Here is a 23,882-nt window from a genome sequence, read left to right on the forward strand (position 1 = left end):
ATTATGGCAAACAAACAAAACACAAACGGACTACTTACAGTAGTTGGTGCAGGGCCTGGAGATGCAGAACTTATTACGCTAAAAGCTATAAAAGCATTGCAAAATGCAGATGTTGTTTTGTTTGATGCTTTGGTAAATAAGGAGTTGCTAGAGTATGCGGCAAATGCAGAACAAATTTTTGTAGGTAAAAGAAAAGGTTGTTATGCGTACCAACAAGAGCAAATTAATGAGCTTATTGTAAGCAGAGCAAAAAGTCACGGTAATGTAGTACGTTTAAAAGGTGGCGACCCATTTATTTTTGGTCGCGGATCAGAAGAAATGGAATATGCAGCTAGTCACGGTGTGGCAGTAGCTATGGTTCCGGGTATTTCTTCTTCAATAGCAGTACCAGCTTTTCAAAATATACCCGTTACAAAAAGGGGAGCTTCAGAGAGTTTTTGGGTAATAACAGGTACAACTAAAAATCATAAATTATCTACAGATGTGCACTTGGCAGCAAAGTCTAGCGCAACAGTAGTAATTTTAATGGGTATGGGTAAATTATCAGAAATTATAAAACTGTTTCAACAACAGGGTAAAGCAGAAACACCTGTGGCTATTATACAAAACGGAACCACTGTTAACGAAAAAGTTGGTGTTGGTACCATATCAACCATAGAAAAAGTAGTGCAAGAAAATGAGTTGTCTAATCCTGCAATTATTGTTATTGGTGATGTTGTTAGGCATAGAGCGCAATTGCATAAGGTACAACAACAGATAAAAACAAAAGAAGTAGTAGTAAATTAAGTGGTACAGTTATTTGGTTATTTTTGATGAGGTAAACAAAACAGTAACACTAAAAATAAAGTAATGGAACGTAACAATTTATATCCAGTTTTTTTAAAAACGTCTCAACTGCACTTGCTAATAGTAGGTGGCGGTAATGTGGCAGAAGAAAAACTACGCTTTTTAACCAAATCTAGTCCAGATGCTGTAGTTACAATGGTATCTCCTTGGTATGCAGAAAAAACACTAGAATTGGCTAATAAATTTAATGTTACAACTATTACAGATGTCTATAATGTAAGCTATTTAGATGGTAAACATATGGTAGTTGCCACTACAGATAATGTAGATGTAAATATACAAGTTTATAAAGATTGTAGAGCGCAATTTAAATTGGTAAACGTAGCAGATAATCCTCCGTATTGCGATTTTTATATGGGCGGAATTGTAACCAAAGGCAATGTGAAAATAGGTATTTCTACCAACGGTAAGTCGCCAACAACAGCAAAACGTTTGCGTCAGTTTTTTGAAGACGTAATACCAGAAGATATTAGTAAAATGGTTCAGAATTTAAACGATTACAGGAAAACCATAAAAGGAGATTTTGAAGAAAAAGTAGATAAAATGAACCAGATTACAAGTTCCTTAGTAGATAAAAAAGAAAATAATTAAAACATTAGAATGAGGATAAATACTCATTAGTAAGTACTAAATTAAAATTATGATTAAGACAGATATATTAATTATTGGCGCAGGACCAACAGGATTGTTTACCGTTTTTGAGGCAGGTTTGTTAAAACTAAAATGCCATTTAATAGATGCATTGCCGCAACCAGGCGGACAGTGTGCAGAGATATATCCTAAAAAACCAATTTATGATATTCCTGCTTTTCCAGAAATTTTAGCAGGCGATTTGGTTACCAATCTAATGGAGCAAATAAAATCTTTTGAGCCTGGTTTTACATTAGCAGAAAGAGCAGATACTTTAGATAAGTTAGACGATGGTACTTTTGTGGTAACCACAAACAAAGGAACAAAGCACAATGCACCAGTAGTTGTTATTGCAGGTGGTTTAGGATCTTTTGAGCCTAGAAAACCGCAAATAGAGAACATTCTTAATTTTGAAGATAAAGGTGTTGCTTATATGATTAAAGATCCAGAAGTATACAGAGACAAAAAAGTTGTTATTGCTGGTGGTGGAGATTCTGCCTTAGACTGGGCAATTTTCTTAGCAGACGTAGCAGCAGAAGTATCTTTAGTACACCGTAGAAATGAGTTTAGAGGCGCTTTAGATTCTGTAGAAAAAGCATCAGAACTTGCAAAAGCAGGTAAAATAAAATTATTTACAGAGGCACAAGTAACCAAGTTATACGGAGACGATCATTTAGAGGCTGTAGTTGTAAAATATAACGACGAGGAAAAAGGAGAAAGCTACGTAGAAGTAGATAATTTTATCCCTTTATTTGGACTATCACCTAAATTAGGTCCAATAGGAAATTGGGGACTAGAGATAGAGAAAAATGCCATAAAAGTAGACAACTCTTATGACTACCAAACCAACATACCAGGTGTTTATGCAATTGGCGATGTTAACACTTACAAAGGCAAATTAAAACTAATTTTATCTGGTTTTCATGAAGCAGCCGTAATGTGTCAAAGTGCATACCAACGTATAAACCCAGGCAAACGTTACGTAATGAAATACACAACCGTAGGTGGCGTAGAAGGTTTTGATGGTTCAAAAAAAGAAGCCAAAAAAGAAGTTGTACAAAGCATTTCGTAAAAATATTACAATTTTAAGCCTATATGTGTAAAAAACACGTGTAGGCTTAAAAATTACCAGCAATATTTGGTTATAAAAAAGTTGTGCTGTTACTTTGTGGCTCAATTAGTTCATTAATAGACTGAAAACGTTATCAAGAAAGGTGGAGGGATTAGACCCTATGAAACCTTAGCAACCCTTTATTCTTATTTAAAGAAGGTGCTACATTCTACTACGTTGTTACAAAACAACACGGCAGATAACTCACAAATTAGTAAAGACATTCACAGTCTTATCTCATTTACCTTACTTGATATTTTATTTATAGCGTTCCATTTGTTTGCAAGCACAAATGGCCAGGCTTTCTGCTGTATTTTTTGGTTTTAGCAAACAGGTTTTACAAACCGTTGCCACCAAAAAGATGCCGCATCAATCCTTAACGCACAACATAATATTATACGGTACAATGAAAAGTATACAAGACATATTAAAAGAAAGAATTTTAGTGCTAGACGGTGCCATGGGTACAATGTTACAGCGCTACAAGTTTACCGAAGAAGACTTTAGAGGCAAACGTTTTGCAGACTGGGAACACCCATTACAAGGCAATAACGATTTACTTTCGCTAACCCAACCAGAAGCCATAGCAGAAGTACATCGTAAATATTTTGCAGCTGGTGCAGATATTGTAGAAACCAACACCTTTTCTGGTACAACCATAGCAATGGCAGACTATTTTATGGAAGATTTAGTGTACGAACTAAATTATGAGTCGGCACGTATTGCAAAACAAGTAGCAGATGAGTTTACTGCAAAAGAACCACACAAACCAAGGTTTGTAGCAGGTAGTATTGGGCCAACCAATAAAACGGCAAGTATGTCTCCAGATGTTAACGACCCAGGTTTTAGAGGTATTACTTTTGACGAACTTAGAATAGCCTACAAACAACAAGTAGAAGCGTTGTTAGATGGTGGCTCAGATATTTTATTAGTAGAAACCATTTTTGATACCCTTAACGCAAAAGCGGCACTTTTTGCTATAGAAGAGGTAAAAGAAGAACGCAGTATAGATGTTCCTATAATGGTAAGCGGCACAATTACAGATGCCTCTGGCAGAACTTTATCTGGGCAAACAGCAGAAGCTTTTTTAATATCAATAAGTCATATTCCTATTTTAACTGTTGGTTTTAATTGTGCTTTAGGAGCAAACCAATTAGTGCCACACTTAGAGGTTTTGGCGGCAAAAACAGATTTTGGAGTTTCTGCACATCCAAATGCAGGTTTGCCAAATGCTTTTGGTGAGTATGATGAGACTGCAGAAGAAATGGCTGTACAAATAAAAGAATATTTAGATAAAAGTTTGGTAAATATTGTTGGTGGTTGCTGTGGTACAACACCAGAACATATTAGCGCAATTGCCAATTTAGCAAAAGATTACAAACCAAGAAGTATTTCTGCAGAAACGGTATCGTAATGAAAAATGAAAAACCAAAATACTTAAAACTATCCGGACTAGAGCCTTTAATTGTTACGGAAAACACCAACTTTATAAATGTTGGTGAACGTACTAATGTTGCGGGTTCTAAAAAGTTTTTAAGGTTAATAAAAGAAGAAAAGTTTGATGAGGCCCTAGATATTGCTCGCCACCAAGTAGATGGTGGTGCTCAAATTATAGATATTAATATGGATGACGGACTTATAGATGGCAAAGAAGCTATGGTTAAGTTCTTAAATCTAATTATTGCAGAGCCAGATATCTCTAGAGTCCCAATTATGATAGACAGTTCTAAATGGGAAATTATAGAAGCTGGTTTGCAAGTGGTACAAGGCAAATGTGTGGTAAACTCTATAAGTCTTAAAGAAGGAGAAGAAGAATTTATACACCACGCAAAGCTTATTAAACGTTATGGTGCTGCTGTAATTGTAATGGCTTTTGATGAGGTTGGTCAGGCAGATAATTACGAACGTAGAATAGAAATTGCAAAACGTTCTTATGATGTTTTGGTAAACAAAGTAAAATTTGCACCAGAAGATATCATTTTTGATCTTAATATTTTTCCTGTTGCTACCGGTATGGAGGAGCACAGACGTAATGCTATAGATTTTATTGAGGCTACGGCTTGGGTAAAAGAAAACTTGCCGCATTGTAGTGTAAGTGGTGGCGTTAGTAATGTGTCGTTTTCTTTTAGAGGTAACAATCCTGTACGTGAGGCTATGCACTCGGTGTTTTTATACCACGCCATACAAGCTGGTATGAATATGGGAATTGTAAATCCTACTATGCTAGAGGTTTATGATGATATTCCTAAAGATTTATTAGAGCGTGTAGAGGATGTAATGTTAGACCGTAGAGATGATGCTACAGAGCGTTTGCTAGATTTTGCAGAAACTGTTGTAGGTAAAGCTAAAGAAAGCACGGTAGATTTATCATGGAGAGAAGAACCAATACAAAACCGTATTACTAGAGCATTGGTAAAAGGTATAGACCAGTATATTGTAGAAGACGTAGAAGCAGCTAGGCAAAGTGTAGAAAAACCTATAGAGGTTATAGAAGGTCATTTAATGACAGGAATGAACGTTGTTGGTGACTTGTTTGGTAGCGGAAAAATGTTTTTACCGCAGGTTGTGAAGTCGGCACGAGTAATGAAAAAAGCGGTTGCTTATTTACTGCCTTACATAGAAGAGGAAAAACTTAAAAATCCGCAAGAGGGTGACTCAAAAAATGCGGGTAAAATTTTAATGGCTACTGTTAAAGGAGATGTGCATGATATTGGTAAAAATATTGTGGGCGTGGTTTTAGCATGTAACAATTATGAGATTGTAGATTTAGGGGTAATGGTGCCACCAGAAAAAATTATACAAGCTGCTAAAGATGAAAATGTAGATGTTATTGGTTTAAGCGGTTTAATTACACCGTCTTTAGATGAAATGGTTTTTTTAGCTAAGGAAATGGAGCGCCAAAACTTTACTGTGCCTTTGCTTATTGGTGGCGCAACCACTAGCAAAGCACATACTGCCGTAAAAATAGATCCGCAGTATAAAAATGCTGTGGTATATGTTAATGATGCCTCTAGAGCGGTTACTGTTGTTGGAGATTTGTTGCAAAAAGAAACCAAAGACGACTTTAAAAAAACTATAAAATTAGATTATGAAGAGTTTAGAAAACAGTTTTTAAAGCGTACCAAACATAAGGAGTATTTATCTATAGCAGATGCACGTAAAAACAAGTATAAAATAGATTGGAAAACATCTGAAATTGTAAAACCAAATGCACTTGGAATACAAGTTATAGAGGAATATGATTTAAATAAGTTGGTTGAGTTTATAGACTGGACTCCTTTTTTTAGAAGCTGGGAGTTGCACGGTAAATTTCCAGATATTTTAACTGATGAAATTGTAGGTACACAGGCTACAGATTTGTTTGCAGAGGCGCAACAAATGCTTACAAAACTTATTGAAGAAAAACTACTAACCGCAAAAGCAGTTTTTGGTTTGTTTAAAGCCAATACAATTAATGATGATGATATTGAGCTAGAAACACCTAACGGAAAACATACCTTTAGAACCTTACGTCAGCAATTAAAGAAGTATGCAGGTAAGCCAAATTTTGCATTGTCTGACTTTATTGCGCCTAAAGAAACAGGTAAAGAAGATTATATAGGTTGTTTTTGTGTAAGTACTGGTTTTGGTGCTGAGGAAATTGCAGAGCAATACCGTAAAGATTTAGATGATTACAATTCTATAATGGTAAAAGCTTTAGCAGATAGGTTGGCAGAGGCTTTTGCAGAATGCTTGCATAAAGATATTAGAACTACACATTGGGGTTATGCTAGTAATGAATCTTTGGATAATGAAGCTTTAATTAAGGAGGAATACAAAGGTATAAGACCTGCACCAGGATATCCTGCTTGTCCAGACCACCTAGAGAAACCTACTATCTGGGATATTTTAAAAGTAAAAGAAATAATAGGTGTAGAACTTACAGATAGTTTGGCAATGTGGCCAGCTGCATCGGTTTCTGGATATTATTTTGCTAACCCAGAGGCTCGCTATTTTGGAGTTGGAAAAATTAAAGAAGACCAAGTTGAAGATTTTGCAGCTCGTAAAAATATAGCATTGGAAACGGCTTTAAAATGGCTTGCGCCAAATATAGCAGATGATTAATAGTATGTTGTTGCGTTAGGGATTAAGGTATTGTTGAAGCTCTTTTATGGTTTTTCTCCATAAAAAGCGACTACCGAAAGCCCGACCGTAGGAACGCCAAAAAATATAAAAATGAAAGTAACCGACCATATTAAAAACGCAAACGGAAAAACATTGTTTTCTTTTGAAATTATACCGCCTGTAAAGGGGAGAAATATTCAGGAATTATACGGAAACATAGATCCGTTAATGGAGTTTAAACCGCCTTTTATAGATGTTACTACGTCTAGAGAAGAGTATATTTATATAGACCGTGATGGATTGTTAGATAAAAAACTTACGCGTATGCGCCCAGGAACGGTTGGTATTTGTGCGTCTATAAAACATAAATATGATGTAGATACTGTGCCACATGTTTTGTGTGGTGGTTTTACTAGAGAAGAAACAGAATATTTATTGGTAGATTGTCATTACCTTGGTATAGATAATGTTATGGCACTGCGTGGTGATGCTATGCGAGAGCAAAAGTATTTTGAGCCTACAAAAGGAGGGCACAAATATGCAGTGAGCTTGGTAGAACAAATACAAAAACTTAATTGTGGTACTTATTTGCATGAGGTTATAGAAACAGATAATTGCTCTGATTTTTGCATTGGTGTTGCCGGTTACCCAGAAAAACATATGGAAGCACCATCTTTGTTAACTGACTTAAAACGCTTAAAACAAAAAGTAGATGCTGGTGCAGATTATGTGGTTACACAAATGTTTTTTGATAATAGTAAGTATTTTGAGTTTGTAAAGGCTGCTAAAGATTTTGGAATTCATGTGCCAATTATTCCGGGAATAAAACCAATTGCTGTTAAAAAACACCTACAGTTACTACCACAAGTTTTTAAAATTGATGTACCACAAGACTTAGTAGATGCTGTTGAGGATTGTAAGGATAATAAAGCAGTGCGCCAAGTTGGGGTAGATTGGGCTATACAACAATCTAAGGAGTTAAAAGCTGCTGGTGTACCTGTGTTGCATTACTACTCTATGGGTAAGTCTGACAATATTAAGGCTATAGCAAAAGAACTTTTTTAATTTTTGTAAGTATTAGCCTATAAAGATTTGCTGTAGGTGTAAAATTGCTATTTTTGCACGCAATGAATATAAGAATCCTTTTTATTGCCTTATTTTCTGTAGGCTGTTTTGCCCAGCAGAAAAGTAAAATAGTAATAGATGCAAATCAGTTTTACGGCTCTATTGCATTACATAATAATAGTATTGCGCATTTAATTAGTGCGCACCCAGCTGGTTTAATTTTAAGTTACAATAAAAAAACGTTTGGTAATGAGGCTTGGGAACAACTTTATAATTATCCAGATTTAGGATACTCGTTTATTTACCAAGATATGAATAATAGTACGCTTGGTAAAAACTATGGTGCGTATGCACATTACAATTTTTATTTTTTTAAAAGAAATGTACAGCTTAGAGTAGGGCAAGGTATTGCATATACTACAAACCCTTATGATAAAGTAACTAACTTTAGAAACAATGCATATGGGTCTGATATTTTAAGTAGTACCTATGCAATGGTTAATTACCATAAAGAGAATATTTATAAGGGCTTGGGTTTTAAAGCCGGACTAACATTGGTGCACTATTCTAATGCAAATTTTAAGGCGCCAAATACATCTACAAACACCATTGCATTAAATGCAGGTTTAACGTATGACCTAGACGGAGGAAAAAAAATACCATACAAGACCATTACAGATACTACAAATTACAACCAACCTATACACTTAAATGTAGCTTTTAGAGGTGGTGTTAATGAAAGTGATGTTATTGGTTTGGGACAATCTCCTTTTTATATTTTATCTGCTTATGCAGATAAAAGAATTGGTAGAAAAAGTGGATTTCAGTTAGGTGCAGATGTTTTCTTTTCTAAATTTTTAAAGGAATTAATTACATACAATTCTATTGCTTTTCCTGAGAAGGAAGTAGATGCTAATGACGATTATAAACGTGTTGGTGTTTTTGTTGGACACGAGTTGTACATAAACAAAATGTCTGTAGTAACACAACTAGGCTATTATGTATATTACCCGTTTGATTTTGAAGGTAGAATGTATAATAGAATGGGACTTAAGCGTTACTTTGGAGATAAAATGTTTGCTGCAGTTACTTTAAAATCTCACGCTGCTAAAGCAGAGGCCGTAGAGTTTGGAGTTGGAATCCGTTTTTAAAAATATGAAGATGATTACAAGAAAACAGATTAAAAATATAGGATTACAAATTACGGGTAAATCAATTTTGTTATACACTTTAACACTTGCTTTAGTGTATGGTTGTAATAGTGAAAATGTATCTGATTGTTTACAGAACGCAGGAGATATAATTACAGAAGAAATAGTAGTAGAACCGTTTACTACTATTACTATTTTTGAAAACTCTGCTTTAGTAATAAAAGAAGGTCCTGTGCAAAAAGTTGAGGTAGAAACAGGAGAATATTTGCGTAATGATATAGATGCAAAAGTTGTAGATGGTAAGTTGCTCTTAACTAATACTAACGGTTGTAATTTTACTAGAGACTATGGTTTAACTACTTTCTATGTTACTGCACCAAATATAACATCTATACGTAGTAGTACTGGTTTTGATATTAGTAGTGATGGGATTTTAAGTTACCCAAATTTGAGCCTTTTATCTGAAGATTTTGGTGACTCAGAAGCAGATTTTACAACTGGGTCTTTTGATTTAGAATTATCAGGTACAAGAGTTTCTTTGGTTTCTAACGGAGCTGCTTATTTTAAATTAAAAGGAACAGCAGAAAGTTTAAATGTTGTTTTTGCAGCTGGAGACTCTAGATTAAATGCCGAAAATTTATTAGCTAAAAATGTAAGTGTAAACCACAGAAGTTCTAATGATATGCTGGTAAATCCGGAAGAGAGTATATCTGGTACAATTAGAGGTGTTGGTGATGTTATTAGTTTTAACAAACCAAATATTGTAAATGTAGAGGAGCTTTATAAAGGAAAGCTTATATTTAAAGAGTAATAATTAAAGTTGCTTAATATTGAGTTTTAAAAGATTCTTCTCTTATTTTTCTAATAGAATTGGTAGAAATAAACCAAAAAAAACAACAAATAGTATTAGCTATAGTAAGGCTGATGAACTACTGCAATCTTTAATTAGTAATGCAAAAGTTCCAGGTATTGCTATTAAAGTAACACAACACAATAAAACTATTTTTGATAAAGGATATGGATTTTCTAATCTTGAAAAAAAAACACTTGTAAATCCAGATGAAACTGTATTTAGAATAGCAAGTGTGTCTAAACCTATTGCAGCAACTGCTTTAGCTTTAATGGTGCAAGATGGAGTAATAGATTTGGAAGAGTCTTTTTATACTTATGTTCCTTATTATCCTAAAAAAAAGTACGACTTTACAATTAATCAATTGGCTAGTCATACTGCTGGTATACGGGGTTACAGAGGAAAAGAATATGGTTTAAATATGCCATACACTATTAAAGATAGTATTGCTATTTTTAAAGACGATGAATTACTTTTTAAACCAGGAACTGACTATTATTACAATAGTTATGATTGGGTTTTGTTGTCACTAGCAATGCAAGAGGTAAGTGGTGTACCTTTTGAAGAATATGTACAAAAAAAAGTTTTAGATCCTTTGCAAATGAAGCACACATTTGCAGATGTAAAAGGTAGCTTTATAAAAGGTATTACTCAGTTTTACTCTAAAAAAAGACTTGGCTTTAGAAAAGCTATGGAAGTTGATAATTATTACAAGCTTGCTGGTGGCGGGTTTTTATCTACTACGGCAGATATAGTAAAGCTAGGAAACGCATATTTAAAAGGTAATTTGTTAGAACAAGCTACGCAACAACAATTTTTAACGGCTCAAGAAGTAAAAGGGGATTCTACCTACTACGGTTTGGGTTGGCAAGTAAGTACAGATAAAAAAGGCAATGTGTACTATGGCCATATTGGTAATGGTGTAGGCGGCTACTCTAACTTTTTTGTGTACCCTACGCAAGGTTTGGTTATTACCATACTAACCAACTGTACAAATCCCAATATACAAACTGTTTTAGATGAGGTTGTATTGGAGTTTGTAGAACAATAAAAGAATGTTAACCAGTAATCTCAGTAAATAAACTTTCTAAGTTTTTGTTTTTACGACTAAGTTGTAGTGTTTTTAATTGGTTATCGTGTGCAAAGTCAAACACAGCAGGGCGCATATCTACATCAGTATTAAAAGTAATTTCATATACAAAACCAGCAGTGTTATTAACAGTAACAACGTTTGGTAATCTGTTTAGTAATTGCTCTTCAACCCTATAATCAAATTCTACTTCTATAATTTGTTCGGTAGCGTCTCTTAAGTCGGTTAACTTTTTATCTGCAACAACCAAACCTTTGTTTATAATTACTACGCGGTCACAAACAGCTTCTACCTCTTTCATAATATGCGTAGAAAGTAAAATGGTTTTTTCTTTACCAATTTCTTTAATTAGTTTACGTATTTCTAAAAGTTGGTTAGGGTCTAAGCCTGTGGTGGGTTCGTCTAATATTAGCACCTCTGGGTTGTGTAATAAAGCTGCTGCTAAACCAACACGTTGTCTGTACCCTTTAGATAGTTGGTCTATTTTTTTATGTGCTTCTGGTGTTAAACCAGTTTGTGCTATAACTTCTTCAATTCTAGTTTTAGATACGTTGTAAACATTTGCATTAAAGTTTAAATATTCTTTTACATACATATCTAAATACAATGGGTTATGCTCTGGTAAATAACCAATACTTTTTTGTACATTAATTTTATCTGCTACGCTAAAGTCGTTTACAGCAGCATCTCCACTATCTGCTAAAATATAAGTAGTAAGTATTTTCATAAGTGTAGACTTACCAGCTCCGTTTGGACCTAAAAAGCCAACAATTTCTCCTTTATTAATAGTAAAGGAAACATTATCTAGTGCTTTTTGACTTCCAAAAGTTTTACAGATGTTTTGTACCGAAATAGACATACTTATATTTTTTATCAAAAATAACGTAAATAAGTGAATTTTGTTTTTAAATGAGATAAGAAAAAAAGACGATTTTTAACGTTTTAAGGTTTTGTTTATTAACAAAATTTTAACATTTTAAAACACGCAACTCTTAATATAATGTTAAAAAAATAACATCGGTATTAAATAATGTTAGATGAGTGAAAAAAAATAATAATAAAATTTGTTTTTTAAATTTAATAATTACCTTAGCCACATATTACAAGAATAATGAACACAAGATATTTCTGGAACGGTTTTTATTTTTACTTCTTTTTTAAGAGAGGTACGGGACTGTTGTAGTATATTTTAACTATAGATATAAATTAAAGTCCCGTGTATAACGGGACTTTTTTTATGCATAAAACTGAAGTTTAAGGAGATATTTAAAAATGGCATTAAAAATAGCAATACAAGGTATAAAGGGCTCTAACCACCACCAAGTAGCTAATGAGTTTTTTGGTGAAGACGTAGAGTTGGTAGAGTGTCTTTCTTTTGATGAGTTAATACATCAATTAATGACGGGTTACGCAGATAAAGCTGTTATGGCTATAGAAAACTCAATTGCAGGTTCTATAATACCAAATTATGCTTTGGTTTATAATAATGATTTACATATAATTGGTGAACATTACTTAAATATTCATCATCATTTAATGGCATTAAAAGGTCAAAAAATAGAGGATATACAAGAGGTGCATTCACACCCAATGGCGTTATTGCAATGTAAAGATTTTTTAAAAGCATACTCGCATATAAAATTGGTAGAGTCTGTAGATACTGCAGAAACGGCACAACGTATAGAAAAAGATAGTCTTAAGGGTATTGCTGCAATTGCACCAAAAGTAGCATCAGAATTATACAATTTAGAAGTTTTAGCATCAGAAATACAAACCATATCTAATAATGCTACCCGTTTTATTATTCTTAAAAAAGAAAATAAAGAATTGCCAGAAGAAGAAATTAATAAAGCATCATTACGCTTTGTATTAGACCATAAGCGAGGTAGTCTTGCAGCAGTTTTAAATGTAATGAGCGATTGTAACCTAAACTTAACAAAAATACAATCACTACCAGTAATAGAGCAACCTTGGAAATATTCTTTCTTTGTAGATGTAACTTTTTTAAAGTATAAAGATTATAAAAAAGCAAAAGCGCTATTGCAAATTATGGCAGAAGAGTTTAAAGTTTTAGGAGAATACAAAAATGCAAGAAGATGATAACTGCAGATAGATTACAACATATACAGGAATACTATTTTTCTAAAAAACTTAGAGAAGTACGTGGTTTAATGGCGGACGGTAAACCTATAATAAATATGGGAATTGGTAGTCCAGATTTGGTACCTTCTACAGTTGTAGTAGAGGCTATTAAAAATGCTGTTGAAGATGCAGGAGCGCACCAGTACCAGAGTTACCAAGGCTTACCTGAGCTAAGAGAAAGTATGGCGGCTTTTTACAGAGCTAATTTTAATGTTCCTGCAGATCCGGCAACAGAAATATTACCGTTAATGGGTTCTAAAGAAGGTATTTTACACATAAGTATGGCCTTTTTAAACCAAGGAGATGAGGCGCTAATTCCTAATCCTGGTTACCCAACGTATACATCTGTTACAAATTTAGTAGGGGCAGAGCCTAAGTATTATAATTTGGTTGCAGAAAACAATTGGTTTCCAGATTTAGAAGCCTTAGAAAAGCAAGACTTGACTAAGGTAAAAATAATGTGGGTTTGTTACCCTCATATGCCAACAGGTGCGGTAGCAACTAAGGAGCAATTACAAAAGTTAGTTGTATTTGCCTTAAAAAATAATATTCTATTGGTAAATGACAATCCTTATAGTTTTGTTTTAAACAATGCGCCAACAAGCATATTAAGTATAGAAAACGCTAAAGATTGTACCTTAGAGTTAAACTCGCTAAGTAAAACCTTTAATATGGCAGGCTGGCGTGTAGGTATGGTTTTAGGTAGCGCAGAACATATAAATGCAGTGTTAAAAGTAAAAAGTAATATGGACTCTGGTATGTTTTACGGCATTCAAAAAGGAGCTATAGCGGCATTAAAAAGTAGTAAAGATTGGTTCTCAAATTTAAATAAAATATATGCTACTCGTAGAGATTTAATTTTTCAGTTAGCAGACAAGTTAAATTGTACTTATGATAAAAATGCTGTAGGAATGTTTGTATGGGCAAAGCTGCCAATAGGTAGTAGTTCATCAGAAGAATTTATAGATGAAGTATTGTACAGTAAAGATGTTTTTATAACACCAGGAACAATTTTTGGAAGTAACGGAGAAGGTTATATACGTTTCTCATTATGTGTAACCCAAGAGAAAATTAAAGAAGCAATAAGTAGATTTTAAAAGAAGTAGGGGTATTAAAGTTTAGTGATAAGTAAATTTTACGACCAACATCTTTTCTATTATATAAAATAAATAATGAACGTATTTGTAATTGGCATAGGATTAATAGGTGGCTCAATGGCCAAGGATATTAAAAGAATAAATGCTAGTGCTAAAATTTATGGTGTAGATATTAATGATGCACATTTAGAAGAGGCATTGTCTTTAGGCGTAATAGACCAAAAGGCAAGTTATCATGATTTACAGTTGGCAGATGTAGTAATTGTTAGTATTCCTGTAGATGTATTGGTAGTAGAGTTGCCAAAAATATTAGATGCTATTAATGATGATGCTATTGTTTTAGATGCTGGATCAACAAAAAGTTTAATTTGCAAGGAGGTAGAAAATCACCCAAAAAGAAGAAACTTTATAGCGTGCCACCCAATTGCAGGAACAGAATTTTCTGGACCGTCTGCAGCAATAGAAAACTTGTTTAAAGGCAAAACAAATATAATTTGTGAGGTAGAAAAAACTGCTTTTAAATTGCAAGAGAAAGCCTTAGATCTTTTTAGAGATATGGGGATGCGTATACGTTATATGAATGTAGATGCCCATGATAAACACATAGCATATGTGTCTCATTTATCTCATATTAGTTCTTTTATGTTAGGAAAGACTGTTATTGAGAAAGAAAAGAATGAACGCGATATATTTGATATGGCGGGTAGTGGGTTTGAGAGTACTGTGCGTTTAGCAAAAAGTTCGCCAGCAATGTGGACACCTATTTTTAAACAGAATAAAACAAATGTTTTAGAAACATTAGAAGAATACATTGAAAATTTAAAAGCCTTTAAAGAAATGATTGAAGAAGACAATTATACAGGCATTTTTAATGAAATGGAAAACGCGAATAAGATAAAAAAAATATTAAAAGGAATACCCCAGAATAAAAATTAAGTAAAGATGGAAAACTCAAAAGAAATGAGAACATGGTTGGATGACATGAAGCTAGATCATCCACTAGTAATAGCAGGGCCGTGTAGTGCTGAAACTGAAGAGCAAGTATTAAAAATTGCTCATCAATTAAAAGATACCGATGTTAACTATTATAGAGCAGGTATTTGGAAGCCAAGAACCCGTCCTGGGAATTTTGAAGGCGTAGGTATTTTAGGCCTAAAGTGGCTGCAAAAGGTAAAAGCAGAAACAGGTTTAAAAACAGCTACAGAAGTTGCAAACAGAGCACACGTAGAACTTGCATTAGAACATGATATAGATTTGTTGTGGATTGGTGCACGTACGTCTGTAAGTCCGTTTATCATGCAAGAAATTGCAGATGCATTGGCTGGTACAGATAAAATAGTACTGGTTAAAAACCCAATTAATCCAGATTTATCATTGTGGTTAGGCGGTATAGAACGTTTGCATACAGCTGGAATTAAAAACTTAGGAGCAATACACAGAGGTTTTTCTACTTATGAAAAAACAAAGTACAGAAATATACCAGAGTGGCAATTGGCAATTGAGTTTCAAAACAGATTTCCAGATTTGCCTTTAATTAATGATCCGTCTCATATTACAGGAAAAAGAGATATGATTTTTGATGTATCGCAAACAGCATTAGATCTTAATTTTGATGGTTTAATGATTGAAACTCATTTTGATCCGGATAATGCATGGAGTGATGCTGCACAACAAGTAACACCAGAAAAATTAGTGCAAATTATGCGCGATTTAAAGATTAGAAAAGAGTCTGACCCAGAAGCAGAATACAATAAAGATTTAAGTAATTTACGTGCACAAATAGATGTTATTGACGCACAGTTAATTGAAACTTTAGGAAAAAGAATGAAAATTTCTGACCAAATTGGAGCTCTAAAAAAAGAGAAAAACGTAGCCGTTTTACAATCTACAAGATGGAACGAGATTTTAGGAGCAATGATTTTAGAAGGAGAATCTAAAGGGTTAAGTGAGGAGTTTGTTTTAAAAATGTTTAAAGCAATACACCAAGAGTCTATTAACCACCAAGAAAAAATTATTAAAGGATAATTTAGAGTATAAAAAAATCCCGATGTAAGTTATGCATCGGGATTTTATAAAAAGGGTTAAGAAATTATTTTTTCTTAAAAATGTATCTGGTAATAAAAATACCTTTACCGTCACCTTTACCAGCTTCACTTTCTACAGCGCTAGTTACAAAGGCAAGTTCCCAGCCTTCTTTAACCATTGCATTAATTTTAGAAGTAATTATAGCATCGTTAGCTGCTATGTTCTGAAATCTAATTCCGCCAATGTTGTAAAAGTTAAGTAATTTAGTTTCATCAAAGCCTTTAACTCTAATGTCTCCTCTTTTAGACTTATTTCTTGTGTTATCTTCTTCAGTTTGTGTAGAAGTATATTCTTTGTAATCTTTTTCTTCGTTTGCAGAAATTAATCTAGATCTACCTAATCCGTTAGGTACAATAGATTCTACACTAGTAATAACTTTAAACTGCTGAGCGGTTAAGTCTACGGTTGTTAAGCAAAGAATAAATGCAAAAAATAATAATTTTTTCATAATTGTTAAATTGTTTGTTGTTTGTAAAATTTTTAACGACAAAAAAAATACCATATTGTTGCACTTATATTGTTTCTTTGTAAAAACAAAGTAAAATAAATAATTAATAATGATAGGAACTGTCTATAAATCTACTGGAAGTTGGTATACTGTAAAAACAGATGATGGCGTATTTTACGACTGTAGAATAAAGGGTAAGTTTCGTATAAAAGGTATAAAAAGTACAAATCCTATAGCGGTAGGAGATAGGGTATCTTTTGATATTGAAAAAAGTGGAGATGAGACCAACGCTACCATTACAGAAATTAAAGACCGTAAAAATTATATTGTACGTAAATCTGTAAACTTATCTAAGCAAACACATATAATTGCAGCAAATTTAGATCAGGTTTTTTTAATGATAACGTTAAATAATCCGCAAACATTTACCAGTTTTATAGATCGCTTTTTAGTGACAGCGGAAGCCTATGGTATACCTGCCGTTTTATTATTTAATAAGGTAGATTCTTACGATGAAGACGAACTTTTAGATGTAAAATATTTAGCAGCATTGTACCGTAGTATAGGGTATACCTGTGTTGGTATATCTGCTAAAACAGGTAAAAACGTAGACAAGGTAAAAGAAATGATGACAGGTAAAATAAGTATGTTTTCTGGTCATTCTGGGGTTGGTAAATCTACTTTGGTAAACACTATAGATAAAGAGTTAAATATAAAAACCAAAGAAATATCTGAGCAGCACATGCAAGGGCAACATACTACAACTTTTGCAGAAATGTACGATTTAGATTTTGGTGCCCAAATTATAGACACACCAGGTATACGTGGTTTTGGTATTGTAGATATGGAAAAAGAGGAAATAGGTGATTATTTTCCTGAATTTTTTGCTTTAAAAAGTGAATGTAAGTTTAATAACTGCTTACATATAGACGAACCAAAATGTGCTGTTAAAGACGCATTAGATAATGATGAAGTTGCTTGGACCAGATACAAAAGTTATGTGCAAATGATTACGGGTGATGAGGAAAATTACAGGCAAGATATTTACGGAGATAAAAAATGAGAGCAGTAATACAAAGGGTAACAAAAGCCAGTGTTACCGTAGACAATAAACTAATTTCTAAAATAGATGTAGGTCTTCTAATTTTACTGGGAGTAGAGGAAGAAGATACAGCAGAAGATATAGATTGGTTGACTCGTAAAATTGCAAACCTCAGAATTTTTAATGATGAGGACGGGGTTATGAATAATTCTCTTTTAGACAATAAAGGAAACGCAATAGTTGTTAGCCAGTTTACACTATATGCAGCTACAAAAAAAGGCAATAGACCTTCTTACATAAAAGCGGCTAAACCAGATGTAGCAATTCCGCTTTATACTACTTTTGTTTCAAAATTAGAAACTGTATTAGGTAAGCCAGTTGGTACTGGTGTCTTTGGGGCAGATATGAAAGTAGATTTGCTTAATGATGGTCCGGTAACAATTATTATAGACACAAAAAATAAGGAATAATCGTATATTGTATTTTTATGTTTTGTAAGATTTTTTCTTAATTTTATCCGCAACCAAAACCAACCTATGCGCATATTTTTTAGCCTTATATTGCTTTTAGCAGTACAACTGTCTGAAGCACAAGAAACTATTAATCAATCTTTATTAATTAATTCTAATTTAACCAAAAATGCGAATGCAGTTGTAAGGTTAGATAAAATGAATATTCATATTAGTTCTAAAACTAAAATGAATATTAAACACAAAAGAATAGTTACCGTCTTAAATAAATACGGTAGTAATGCCACACATACTTTTAGAGGTTATGACTTGGATAGTAGGTTAATATCTATGCAAGCGCTGGTTTTTAATCAATTTGGAAAACAAATAGACAAGTTTAAAGAAAAAGATTTTAAAGATGTTAGTGCTGTAGATGGTAGTACGTTATACTCAGATTCCAGAATTAAGTACTTAGAGTATACGCCAATTGCTTACCCTTATACTGTAGAGTTTACTTATGAATATACAACATCAAATACCGGAGAATTGTTGCCAATTTGGTATTTCTTAGATGAATTTTATTTAAGTACCGAAAAAAGTAGTATTACATTTACCTATGATGAGGAAAGTTTTAAACCAGAAGTTAGAGAGGTAAATTTAAAAGGCTTAGATGTAAAAAAAGACATTACCAAAGGAAAAATAGCTTACACTGTAAAAAATATACCAGCTTTAAAAAAAGAAAGTTTAAGTCCGGCTTTTTTTAAAATTTCTCCGCAGCTACAAATAAGACCTGTAAATTTTACTTACGGAGGCTATGACGCCTCTATAAACACGTGGCAAGATCTAGGTAAATGGATGTATTCTAATTTACTTGTAGATAGAGATAAGTTGCCAGAACCTACAATAAATACAATAAAACTATTAACTAAAGAAGCTAAGTCAGATATAGAAAAAGCTAAAATAGTATATAAATATGTACAGGATAATACAAGGTATATAAGCGTACAAGTAGGTATTGGTGGTATGCAACCTATATCTGCTATAGATGTAGATAGGGTAAAGTATGGAGACTGTAAAGGATTATCTAATTATACAATGGCTCTTTTGCAGGCCGTAGGTGTAAAAGCATATTATACACACGTAGAAGCTGGTAGTTATAAAGAAAGCTTTAAAAAGGATTTTGCATCTCTTGCAGAAGGTAACCACGTAATTTTAGCGGTAGAAAGTAACGGTAGGTATTATTGGATAGATTGTACTTCTCAAATACATCCTTTTGGTTTTTTAGGAGATTTTACAGATGGTAGAATGGTGCATGTTATAAAACCAAATGGTGGAGAGTTGGTGCAAACAGATAGTTATATAAATGAAGATAATTACCAAAAAACAGAAGCTCTAATTACACTAGCTAACAATGGCGCAATAGCTGCAGATGTAATAATAACAACAAAGGGAATACAATATGATGATAGGTTTAGTATAGAAAGAAAACCCTTTGATGATATTAAAAAGCATTATAAGTCTTATTGGAGGTATATAAACAATTTAACTTTAGGGGATTATAATTTTTTAAATAATAGAGACAGTATTGTGTTTACAGAAAAAGTTAGTTTGGAGGCAGCTAATTACGCATCGGTAAGTGGTGATAGGCTATTGTTTAGAGTAAATGCGCTAAACAGAAATAATGTAGTGCCAGATAGGTATAGAAATAGAAAGTTGCCTTTAGAAATACAAAGAGGCTATTTAGATGAAGATGAGTTTAATATTTTGTTGCCTAATAGTTTTAAAGTTGAGGCAATGCCTAATAACACTTTAATAGAAAACGAATTTGGAATGTACAGTGTATCTTATAAGTTATCAGAAGACTTAAAAAATGTAGAATACAAAAGAAAATTACTTATTAAAGAAGGTTATTACCCTAAAGAAAAATATAAGGACTATCGGGACTTTAGAAAAAAAGTATCATTAACCGATAATGCAAAAGTTGTCTTAGTAAAAAAATAACCATAAAAAACCATAACCAAACAACCCAAAACCAAAATTATGATTAAAAAATGCAATTTAATAGTGTACTTTTTTTTAGCTATTAACCTTATTACCGCTCAAGATTTTTCTTTTGGTAAAGTTTCATCAGAGGAGTTAAAAGAAAAAAGTCACCCAATAGATTCAGCAGCAAGTGCAACATATTTATATAAAAGTAAAAAATGTTATTTTAGATATTTAGATAACAGTGGTTTTGAACTAGTAATTGAAGTTTATGAGAGAATAAAAATTTATAATAAAGAAGGGTATGATTTTGCCACTAAAGCAATACCACTTTATAAGGCATCACAAGGTAACAGAGAAAATATAATTGGTTTAAAGGCTGTTACTTACAATATAATAGATGGTAAAATTGAAGAGTCAAAACTAAAAAAAGATGGGATTTTTGAGTCTGAAGTGTCTGAATACTACGATCAAACAAAGTTTACAATGCCAAACATTAAAGATGGTAGTGTAATAGAATTTAAATACAAAATTAATTCTCCTTTTATTTTTAATGTAGATGAGTTTGTGTTTCAGCATAGTATACCGGTAAATAAATTAGAGTCTAGTTTTTCTTCTCCAGAATATTTTAATTATAAGTTAAACTCAAAAGGCTATTTGGGTATATATCCCAAAATAACTAGAGAAAACTCTAGTTTAAATATAAAAAGCAAAACTAGGTCTAGTATGTCATCAAGAGTAGTGGGTACTACTTTTAATAATGATAAAATAGATTTTTTTGAGAACAAACACGTGTATGATTTATCAAACATTCCAGCATTAAAAGAAGAGCCTTACATTAATAATATAAATAATTATAGAGCAGCTGTAAAATATGAGCTTTCTTACGTACAATACCCAAATAGTATACCTAAATATTACTCCAGAACCTGGAAAGATGTAGTAAAAACAATATATACAAGTCCAAATTTTGGAGCAGAATTAAATAAAACAGGTTATTACAATCAGGACATAGACGCTTTAGTTGGCGCAGTATCAGACCCTATGCAAAAATCTGCGTTAATATATAATTTTGTAAAAAGTAAAGTAAAATGGAATGGTATATATGGTAAATATACCTATAATGGCGTGCGTAAGGCATATAAAGAAAATGTAGGTAATGTAGCAGATATTAATTTAATGCTAACCTCTATGTTAAGGTATGCTGGGGTAAATGCTAATCCCGTGTTAATAAGCACTAGAGGTAATGGTATTCCTCTTTTTCCAACAAGAGAAGGTTATAATTACGTAATATCTGCAATAGATACAGGGGAGGGTGTTGTATTATTAGATGCCACTAGTATGTATAGTATGCCAAACGTGTTGCCAACCAGAACTCTAAATTGGGAAGGTAGAATTATTAATAAGGATGGGCAATCATCTACAATAAGTTTGTATCCTAACCAACAATCTTCTAGAACAATAATGATGACAACCAAATTAGGAGAAAATGGAGATTTATCTGGGTCATTTAGAAGGCTAGCTAAACTGCACAATGCTAGAATATACCGCAATAATTATAATGAGTCTGATGAAGATAGCTATATAGAAAAGATAGAAAAGTCTTTAGATTTAGAAATATCTGATTTTGAAGTAAAAAATAGCTTAGATTTAGGTAAACCAATCTCTGAAAGTTATAAATTTGTAAAAGAGAGTCAGGCAGATATTATTGGCGATAAAATTTATTTTTCACCAATGTTTTTTTATAGGTCTAAAAGTAACCCTTTTAAATTAGATAAAAGGAGCTACCCTATAGATTTTAGTTACCCATCAGAAACCACCTATAGAATTATTATAGAGCTTCCTGAAGGGTACAAAGTAGAGACACTGCCAGAGGTTAAAAGTATTGCTCTTCCAGAGCAATTAGGATCTTTTAGGTATAAAATTACTGAAAAAAATAATCAGATTCATTTATTAGTTATTGAGTCTATTAATAAAGCAATTATAACACCATCGTATTACGAGGCTATTAAAAACTATTATAAAATTTTAATAGAGAAGGAGAACGAAAAGGTTGTATTAACAAAAGTATAATGAACATTCAAAACGCACAACAAGCCGTAGATAATTGGATTAAAGAACATGGAGTACGCTATTTTAATGAGCTTACAAATATGGCACAGCTTACAGAAGAAGTAGGTGAGGTGGCACGTATTATTGCGCGTAGGTATGGAGAACAAAGTGAAAAGGAATCTGATAAAAACAAAGATTTAGGTGAAGAACTAGCAGATGTTATGTTTGTTGTTCTGTGTCTTGCCAACCAAACAGGTATAAATTTGCAAGATGCTTTTGATAAAAAATTAGATCTTAAAACTAAAAGAGATCATGATCGTCATCACAACAATCAAAAATTAAAATAATCTGGTTGTACAAACCACTAAAATACCTTTACATTGAAATTACATTTATCAGCACCAGAAAATAAAACTCTAAATTCTGCTATTAAAATAACAGGAAGCAAAAGCGAGTCTAACCGTCTATTGTTATTACAAGCATTATATCCGAATATAAAAATAGAAAACCTTTCTAATTCTGATGATGCAGTTGTTATGCAAAAAGGAATTAAGGTGTCTAAAGGAGAAGTAGATATACATCATGCTGGTACAGCAATGCGTTTTTTAACAACATATTTTTCTTGCCAAAATGGTAAAGAAGTGGTACTTACCGGGTCTAAACGTATGACCGAGAGACCTATTGGTGTTTTAGTAGATGCGCTTAAGTCTTTAGGGGCAGATATTACTTATTTAGAAAACAACGGTTATCCTCCACTACATATAAAAGGAAAAAAAATAACGGCTAATAAAGTAAGTTTGCCAGCAAATATAAGTAGCCAGTATATTTCTTCATTATTGCTAACTGCTCCAAGTTTAGATAATGGATTAGAATTAGAGTTGGTAGGTAAAATCACTTCTGTGCCTTATATTAAAATGACCTTGGCTTTACTAACTAAAATAGGGGTAGAAAACTCTTTTGAGGGTAACATAATAAAAGTATCTCCTAAAAAAGCAGTAAATGATACAACACTGGTAGTAGAATCAGACTGGAGCTCGGCATCATATTATTACAGTATTGTTGCTATGTCTTCTGTTGGTACAGAGATATCATTATCTGCATATAAAAAAGACAGCTTACAAGGAGATAGCGTGTTACAAGAAATTTATAAAGATTTTGGTGTAGAAACTACATTTTTAAACAATAAAGTGGTTTTAAAAAAGGTAACAGATAACCAAGAACAAAAAATTACAACAGACCTAAGTAATGCGCCAGATATAGCACAAACCATTGCGGTTACGGTTTTTGGTTTAGGACTAGGTTGCCATTTAACAGGTTTACACACACTTAAAATTAAAGAAACAGACAGGTTAGAGGCTTTAAAAACAGAACTGACAAAATTAGGAGCCGCAATAACAGTTACAGATAAAACACTAACCATTACACCAACAACAAAAATTAATAAAAATATTCCTATAGATACCTATAATGATCATAGAATGGGAATGGCGTTTGCTCCATTAGCTCTAAAAACAACACTATTTATAAATGATGCTGGCGTGGTGTCTAAATCATACCCAGATTTCTGGACAGACCTAAAACAGCTTCAATTTGGTATTAAAGAAGCTTAATTATAGCTAAATTGTTATTTAATTGGTGTTTTACTTGACAACGCCTATTGTAGCGTAGTATATTTGCAATCGCATAAAAGGAAAATTAAAAAATATGCACTAAACCGTAAAACGTTGGGTGCTTTTT

General features: G+C 32.8%; 21 protein-coding genes and 1 riboswitch. Of the genes, 19 read left to right on the forward strand and 2 right to left on the reverse strand.

Translation table 11 applies throughout. From position 1 onward, the window contains the following. Nucleotides 1-3 precede the first annotated feature (3 nt). The 9 genes from cobA (at nt 4) to PBN93_RS09840 (ending at nt 10,808) form a co-directional block, all read left to right on the forward strand. Nucleotides 4-786 (forward strand): uroporphyrinogen-III C-methyltransferase, encoded by a 783-nt coding sequence (cobA, locus tag PBN93_RS09800; protein ID WP_271080545.1) that lies wholly within the window; start codon nt 4-6, stop codon nt 784-786. A 63-nt stretch (nt 787-849) separates the two neighbouring features. Next, the gene (locus PBN93_RS09805) at nt 850-1,437 is read left to right on the forward strand and encodes a precorrin-2 dehydrogenase/sirohydrochlorin ferrochelatase family protein (RefSeq protein ID WP_271080546.1); all 588 of its coding nucleotides are present in this window, start codon (nt 850-852) and stop codon (nt 1,435-1,437) included. Nucleotides 1,438-1,486: 49 nt separating this feature from the next. Beyond that, nucleotides 1,487-2,548, forward strand: a complete 1,062-nt coding sequence (locus tag PBN93_RS09810; RefSeq protein ID WP_077402131.1) for an NAD(P)/FAD-dependent oxidoreductase — start codon at nt 1,487-1,489, stop codon at nt 2,546-2,548. A 127-nt stretch (nt 2,549-2,675) separates the two neighbouring features. After that, nucleotides 2,676-2,793: riboswitch (SAM riboswitch) on the forward strand. Nucleotides 2,794-2,993: 200 nt separating this feature from the next. Further along, nucleotides 2,994-4,001 carry a homocysteine S-methyltransferase family protein gene (locus PBN93_RS09815; protein ID WP_271081903.1) on the forward strand — a complete coding sequence of 336 codons (1,008 nt, stop codon included), beginning with the start codon at nt 2,994-2,996 and terminating at the stop codon, nt 3,999-4,001. Continuing rightward, on the forward strand, nt 4,001-6,691 hold the full coding sequence (metH, locus tag PBN93_RS09820) for a methionine synthase (RefSeq protein ID WP_271080547.1): 2,691 nt from the start codon (nt 4,001-4,003) through the stop codon (nt 6,689-6,691). Before PBN93_RS09815 ends, metH begins: the two co-directional genes overlap by 1 nt. 111 nt (nt 6,692-6,802) lie before the next feature. Beyond that, the gene (gene metF, locus PBN93_RS09825; RefSeq protein ID WP_013621545.1) at nt 6,803-7,756 is read left to right on the forward strand and encodes a methylenetetrahydrofolate reductase [NAD(P)H]; all 954 of its coding nucleotides are present in this window, start codon (nt 6,803-6,805) and stop codon (nt 7,754-7,756) included. 62 nt (nt 7,757-7,818) lie between these two features. Beyond that, complete coding sequence (locus tag PBN93_RS09830) at nt 7,819-8,907, forward strand: acyloxyacyl hydrolase (protein ID WP_271080548.1); 1,089 nt, start codon at nt 7,819-7,821, stop codon at nt 8,905-8,907. Nucleotides 8,908-8,917: 10 nt separating this feature from the next. Further along, the gene (locus PBN93_RS09835) at nt 8,918-9,718 is read left to right on the forward strand and encodes a head GIN domain-containing protein (protein WP_271080549.1); all 801 of its coding nucleotides are present in this window, start codon (nt 8,918-8,920) and stop codon (nt 9,716-9,718) included. A gap of 19 nt (nt 9,719-9,737) precedes the next feature. Then, nucleotides 9,738-10,808, forward strand: coding sequence for a serine hydrolase domain-containing protein (locus PBN93_RS09840; protein ID WP_271080550.1), 1,071 nt, complete (start codon nt 9,738-9,740; stop codon nt 10,806-10,808). 7 nt (nt 10,809-10,815) lie between these two features. Here the strand turns inward: PBN93_RS09840 and gldA are convergent, their stop codons facing one another. Beyond that, nucleotides 10,816-11,706, reverse strand: a complete 891-nt coding sequence (gene gldA / locus PBN93_RS09845) for a gliding motility-associated ABC transporter ATP-binding subunit GldA (protein WP_077402150.1) — start codon at nt 11,704-11,706, stop codon at nt 10,816-10,818. 413 nt (nt 11,707-12,119) lie between these two features. On the opposite strand from gldA, the gene PBN93_RS09850 reads away from it, so the two are divergent. The 4 genes from PBN93_RS09850 (at nt 12,120) to PBN93_RS09865 (ending at nt 16,111) form a co-directional block, all read left to right on the forward strand. Then, complete coding sequence (locus tag PBN93_RS09850) at nt 12,120-12,947, forward strand: prephenate dehydratase (RefSeq protein ID WP_077402153.1); 828 nt, start codon at nt 12,120-12,122, stop codon at nt 12,945-12,947. Further along, nucleotides 12,944-14,086 (forward strand): pyridoxal phosphate-dependent aminotransferase, encoded by a 1,143-nt coding sequence (locus PBN93_RS09855; protein ID WP_271080551.1) that lies wholly within the window; start codon nt 12,944-12,946, stop codon nt 14,084-14,086. The genes PBN93_RS09850 and PBN93_RS09855 overlap by 4 nt, the downstream gene beginning before the upstream one ends. Before the next feature lie 75 nt (nt 14,087-14,161). Further along, nucleotides 14,162-15,022 carry a prephenate dehydrogenase gene (locus PBN93_RS09860; protein WP_077402159.1) on the forward strand — a complete coding sequence of 287 codons (861 nt, stop codon included), beginning with the start codon at nt 14,162-14,164 and terminating at the stop codon, nt 15,020-15,022. Between the two features lie 6 nt (nt 15,023-15,028). Beyond that, the gene (locus tag PBN93_RS09865) at nt 15,029-16,111 is read left to right on the forward strand and encodes a bifunctional 3-deoxy-7-phosphoheptulonate synthase/chorismate mutase type II (RefSeq protein WP_077402162.1); all 1,083 of its coding nucleotides are present in this window, start codon (nt 15,029-15,031) and stop codon (nt 16,109-16,111) included. Between the two features lie 64 nt (nt 16,112-16,175). On the opposite strand, the gene PBN93_RS09870 is transcribed toward PBN93_RS09865, so the two are convergent. After that, nucleotides 16,176-16,619, reverse strand: a complete 444-nt coding sequence (locus tag PBN93_RS09870; RefSeq protein ID WP_077402262.1) for a hypothetical protein — start codon at nt 16,617-16,619, stop codon at nt 16,176-16,178. A 109-nt stretch (nt 16,620-16,728) separates the two neighbouring features. Here PBN93_RS09870 and rsgA point away from each other — a divergent pair, with 109 nt between their 5' ends. The 6 genes from rsgA (at nt 16,729) to PBN93_RS09900 (ending at nt 23,755) form a co-directional block, all read left to right on the forward strand. Further along, nucleotides 16,729-17,682, forward strand: a complete 954-nt coding sequence (rsgA, locus tag PBN93_RS09875) for a ribosome small subunit-dependent GTPase A (RefSeq protein ID WP_077402165.1) — start codon at nt 16,729-16,731, stop codon at nt 17,680-17,682. Continuing rightward, nucleotides 17,679-18,131 carry a D-aminoacyl-tRNA deacylase gene (dtd, locus tag PBN93_RS09880; RefSeq protein ID WP_271080552.1) on the forward strand — a complete coding sequence of 151 codons (453 nt, stop codon included), beginning with the start codon at nt 17,679-17,681 and terminating at the stop codon, nt 18,129-18,131. Before rsgA ends, dtd begins: the two co-directional genes overlap by 4 nt. Nucleotides 18,132-18,197: 66 nt before the next feature. Next, the gene (locus PBN93_RS09885; RefSeq protein WP_271080553.1) at nt 18,198-20,111 is read left to right on the forward strand and encodes a DUF3857 domain-containing transglutaminase family protein; all 1,914 of its coding nucleotides are present in this window, start codon (nt 18,198-18,200) and stop codon (nt 20,109-20,111) included. Nucleotides 20,112-20,150: 39 nt separating this feature from the next. Then, a complete protein-coding gene (locus PBN93_RS09890; RefSeq protein ID WP_271080554.1) occupies nt 20,151-22,166 on the forward strand; it encodes a transglutaminase domain-containing protein in 2,016 nt (671 codons plus the stop codon). Continuing rightward, nucleotides 22,166-22,492 (forward strand): nucleotide pyrophosphohydrolase, encoded by a 327-nt coding sequence (locus PBN93_RS09895; RefSeq protein ID WP_077402177.1) that lies wholly within the window; start codon nt 22,166-22,168, stop codon nt 22,490-22,492. Before PBN93_RS09890 ends, PBN93_RS09895 begins: the two co-directional genes overlap by 1 nt. Nucleotides 22,493-22,525: 33 nt before the next feature. Next, on the forward strand, nt 22,526-23,755 hold the full coding sequence (locus PBN93_RS09900) for a 3-phosphoshikimate 1-carboxyvinyltransferase (RefSeq protein WP_077402180.1): 1,230 nt from the start codon (nt 22,526-22,528) through the stop codon (nt 23,753-23,755). Nucleotides 23,756-23,882: the final 127 nt, after the last annotated feature.

Origin of the sequence: Cellulophaga omnivescoria (assembly GCF_027915275.1) — a bacterium.
Lineage (GTDB): Bacteria > Bacteroidota > Bacteroidia > Flavobacteriales > Flavobacteriaceae > Cellulophaga > Cellulophaga omnivescoria.

Coding starts and splice junctions, on each gene's coding strand:
- cobA (WP_271080545.1), top strand. CDS start 4: ATGGCAAACAAACAAAACACAAACGGACTACTTACAGTAGTTGGTGCA.
- PBN93_RS09805 (WP_271080546.1), top strand. CDS start 850: ATGGAACGTAACAATTTATATCCAGTTTTTTTAAAAACGTCTCAACTG.
- PBN93_RS09810 (WP_077402131.1), top strand. CDS start 1,487: ATGATTAAGACAGATATATTAATTATTGGCGCAGGACCAACAGGATTG.
- PBN93_RS09815 (WP_271081903.1), top strand. CDS start 2,994: ATGAAAAGTATACAAGACATATTAAAAGAAAGAATTTTAGTGCTAGAC.
- metH (WP_271080547.1), top strand. CDS start 4,001: ATGAAAAATGAAAAACCAAAATACTTAAAACTATCCGGACTAGAGCCT.
- metF (WP_013621545.1), top strand. CDS start 6,803: ATGAAAGTAACCGACCATATTAAAAACGCAAACGGAAAAACATTGTTT.
- PBN93_RS09830 (WP_271080548.1), top strand. CDS start 7,819: ATGAATATAAGAATCCTTTTTATTGCCTTATTTTCTGTAGGCTGTTTT.
- PBN93_RS09835 (WP_271080549.1), top strand. CDS start 8,918: ATGATTACAAGAAAACAGATTAAAAATATAGGATTACAAATTACGGGT.
- gldA (WP_077402150.1), bottom strand. CDS start 11,706: ATGTCTATTTCGGTACAAAACATCTGTAAAACTTTTGGAAGTCAAAAA.
- PBN93_RS09850 (WP_077402153.1), top strand. CDS start 12,120: ATGGCATTAAAAATAGCAATACAAGGTATAAAGGGCTCTAACCACCAC.
- PBN93_RS09855 (WP_271080551.1), top strand. CDS start 12,944: ATGATAACTGCAGATAGATTACAACATATACAGGAATACTATTTTTCT.
- PBN93_RS09860 (WP_077402159.1), top strand. CDS start 14,162: ATGAACGTATTTGTAATTGGCATAGGATTAATAGGTGGCTCAATGGCC.
- PBN93_RS09865 (WP_077402162.1), top strand. CDS start 15,029: ATGGAAAACTCAAAAGAAATGAGAACATGGTTGGATGACATGAAGCTA.
- PBN93_RS09870 (WP_077402262.1), bottom strand. CDS start 16,619: ATGAAAAAATTATTATTTTTTGCATTTATTCTTTGCTTAACAACCGTA.
- rsgA (WP_077402165.1), top strand. CDS start 16,729: ATGATAGGAACTGTCTATAAATCTACTGGAAGTTGGTATACTGTAAAA.
- dtd (WP_271080552.1), top strand. CDS start 17,679: ATGAGAGCAGTAATACAAAGGGTAACAAAAGCCAGTGTTACCGTAGAC.
- PBN93_RS09885 (WP_271080553.1), top strand. CDS start 18,198: ATGCGCATATTTTTTAGCCTTATATTGCTTTTAGCAGTACAACTGTCT.
- PBN93_RS09890 (WP_271080554.1), top strand. CDS start 20,151: ATGATTAAAAAATGCAATTTAATAGTGTACTTTTTTTTAGCTATTAAC.
- PBN93_RS09895 (WP_077402177.1), top strand. CDS start 22,166: ATGAACATTCAAAACGCACAACAAGCCGTAGATAATTGGATTAAAGAA.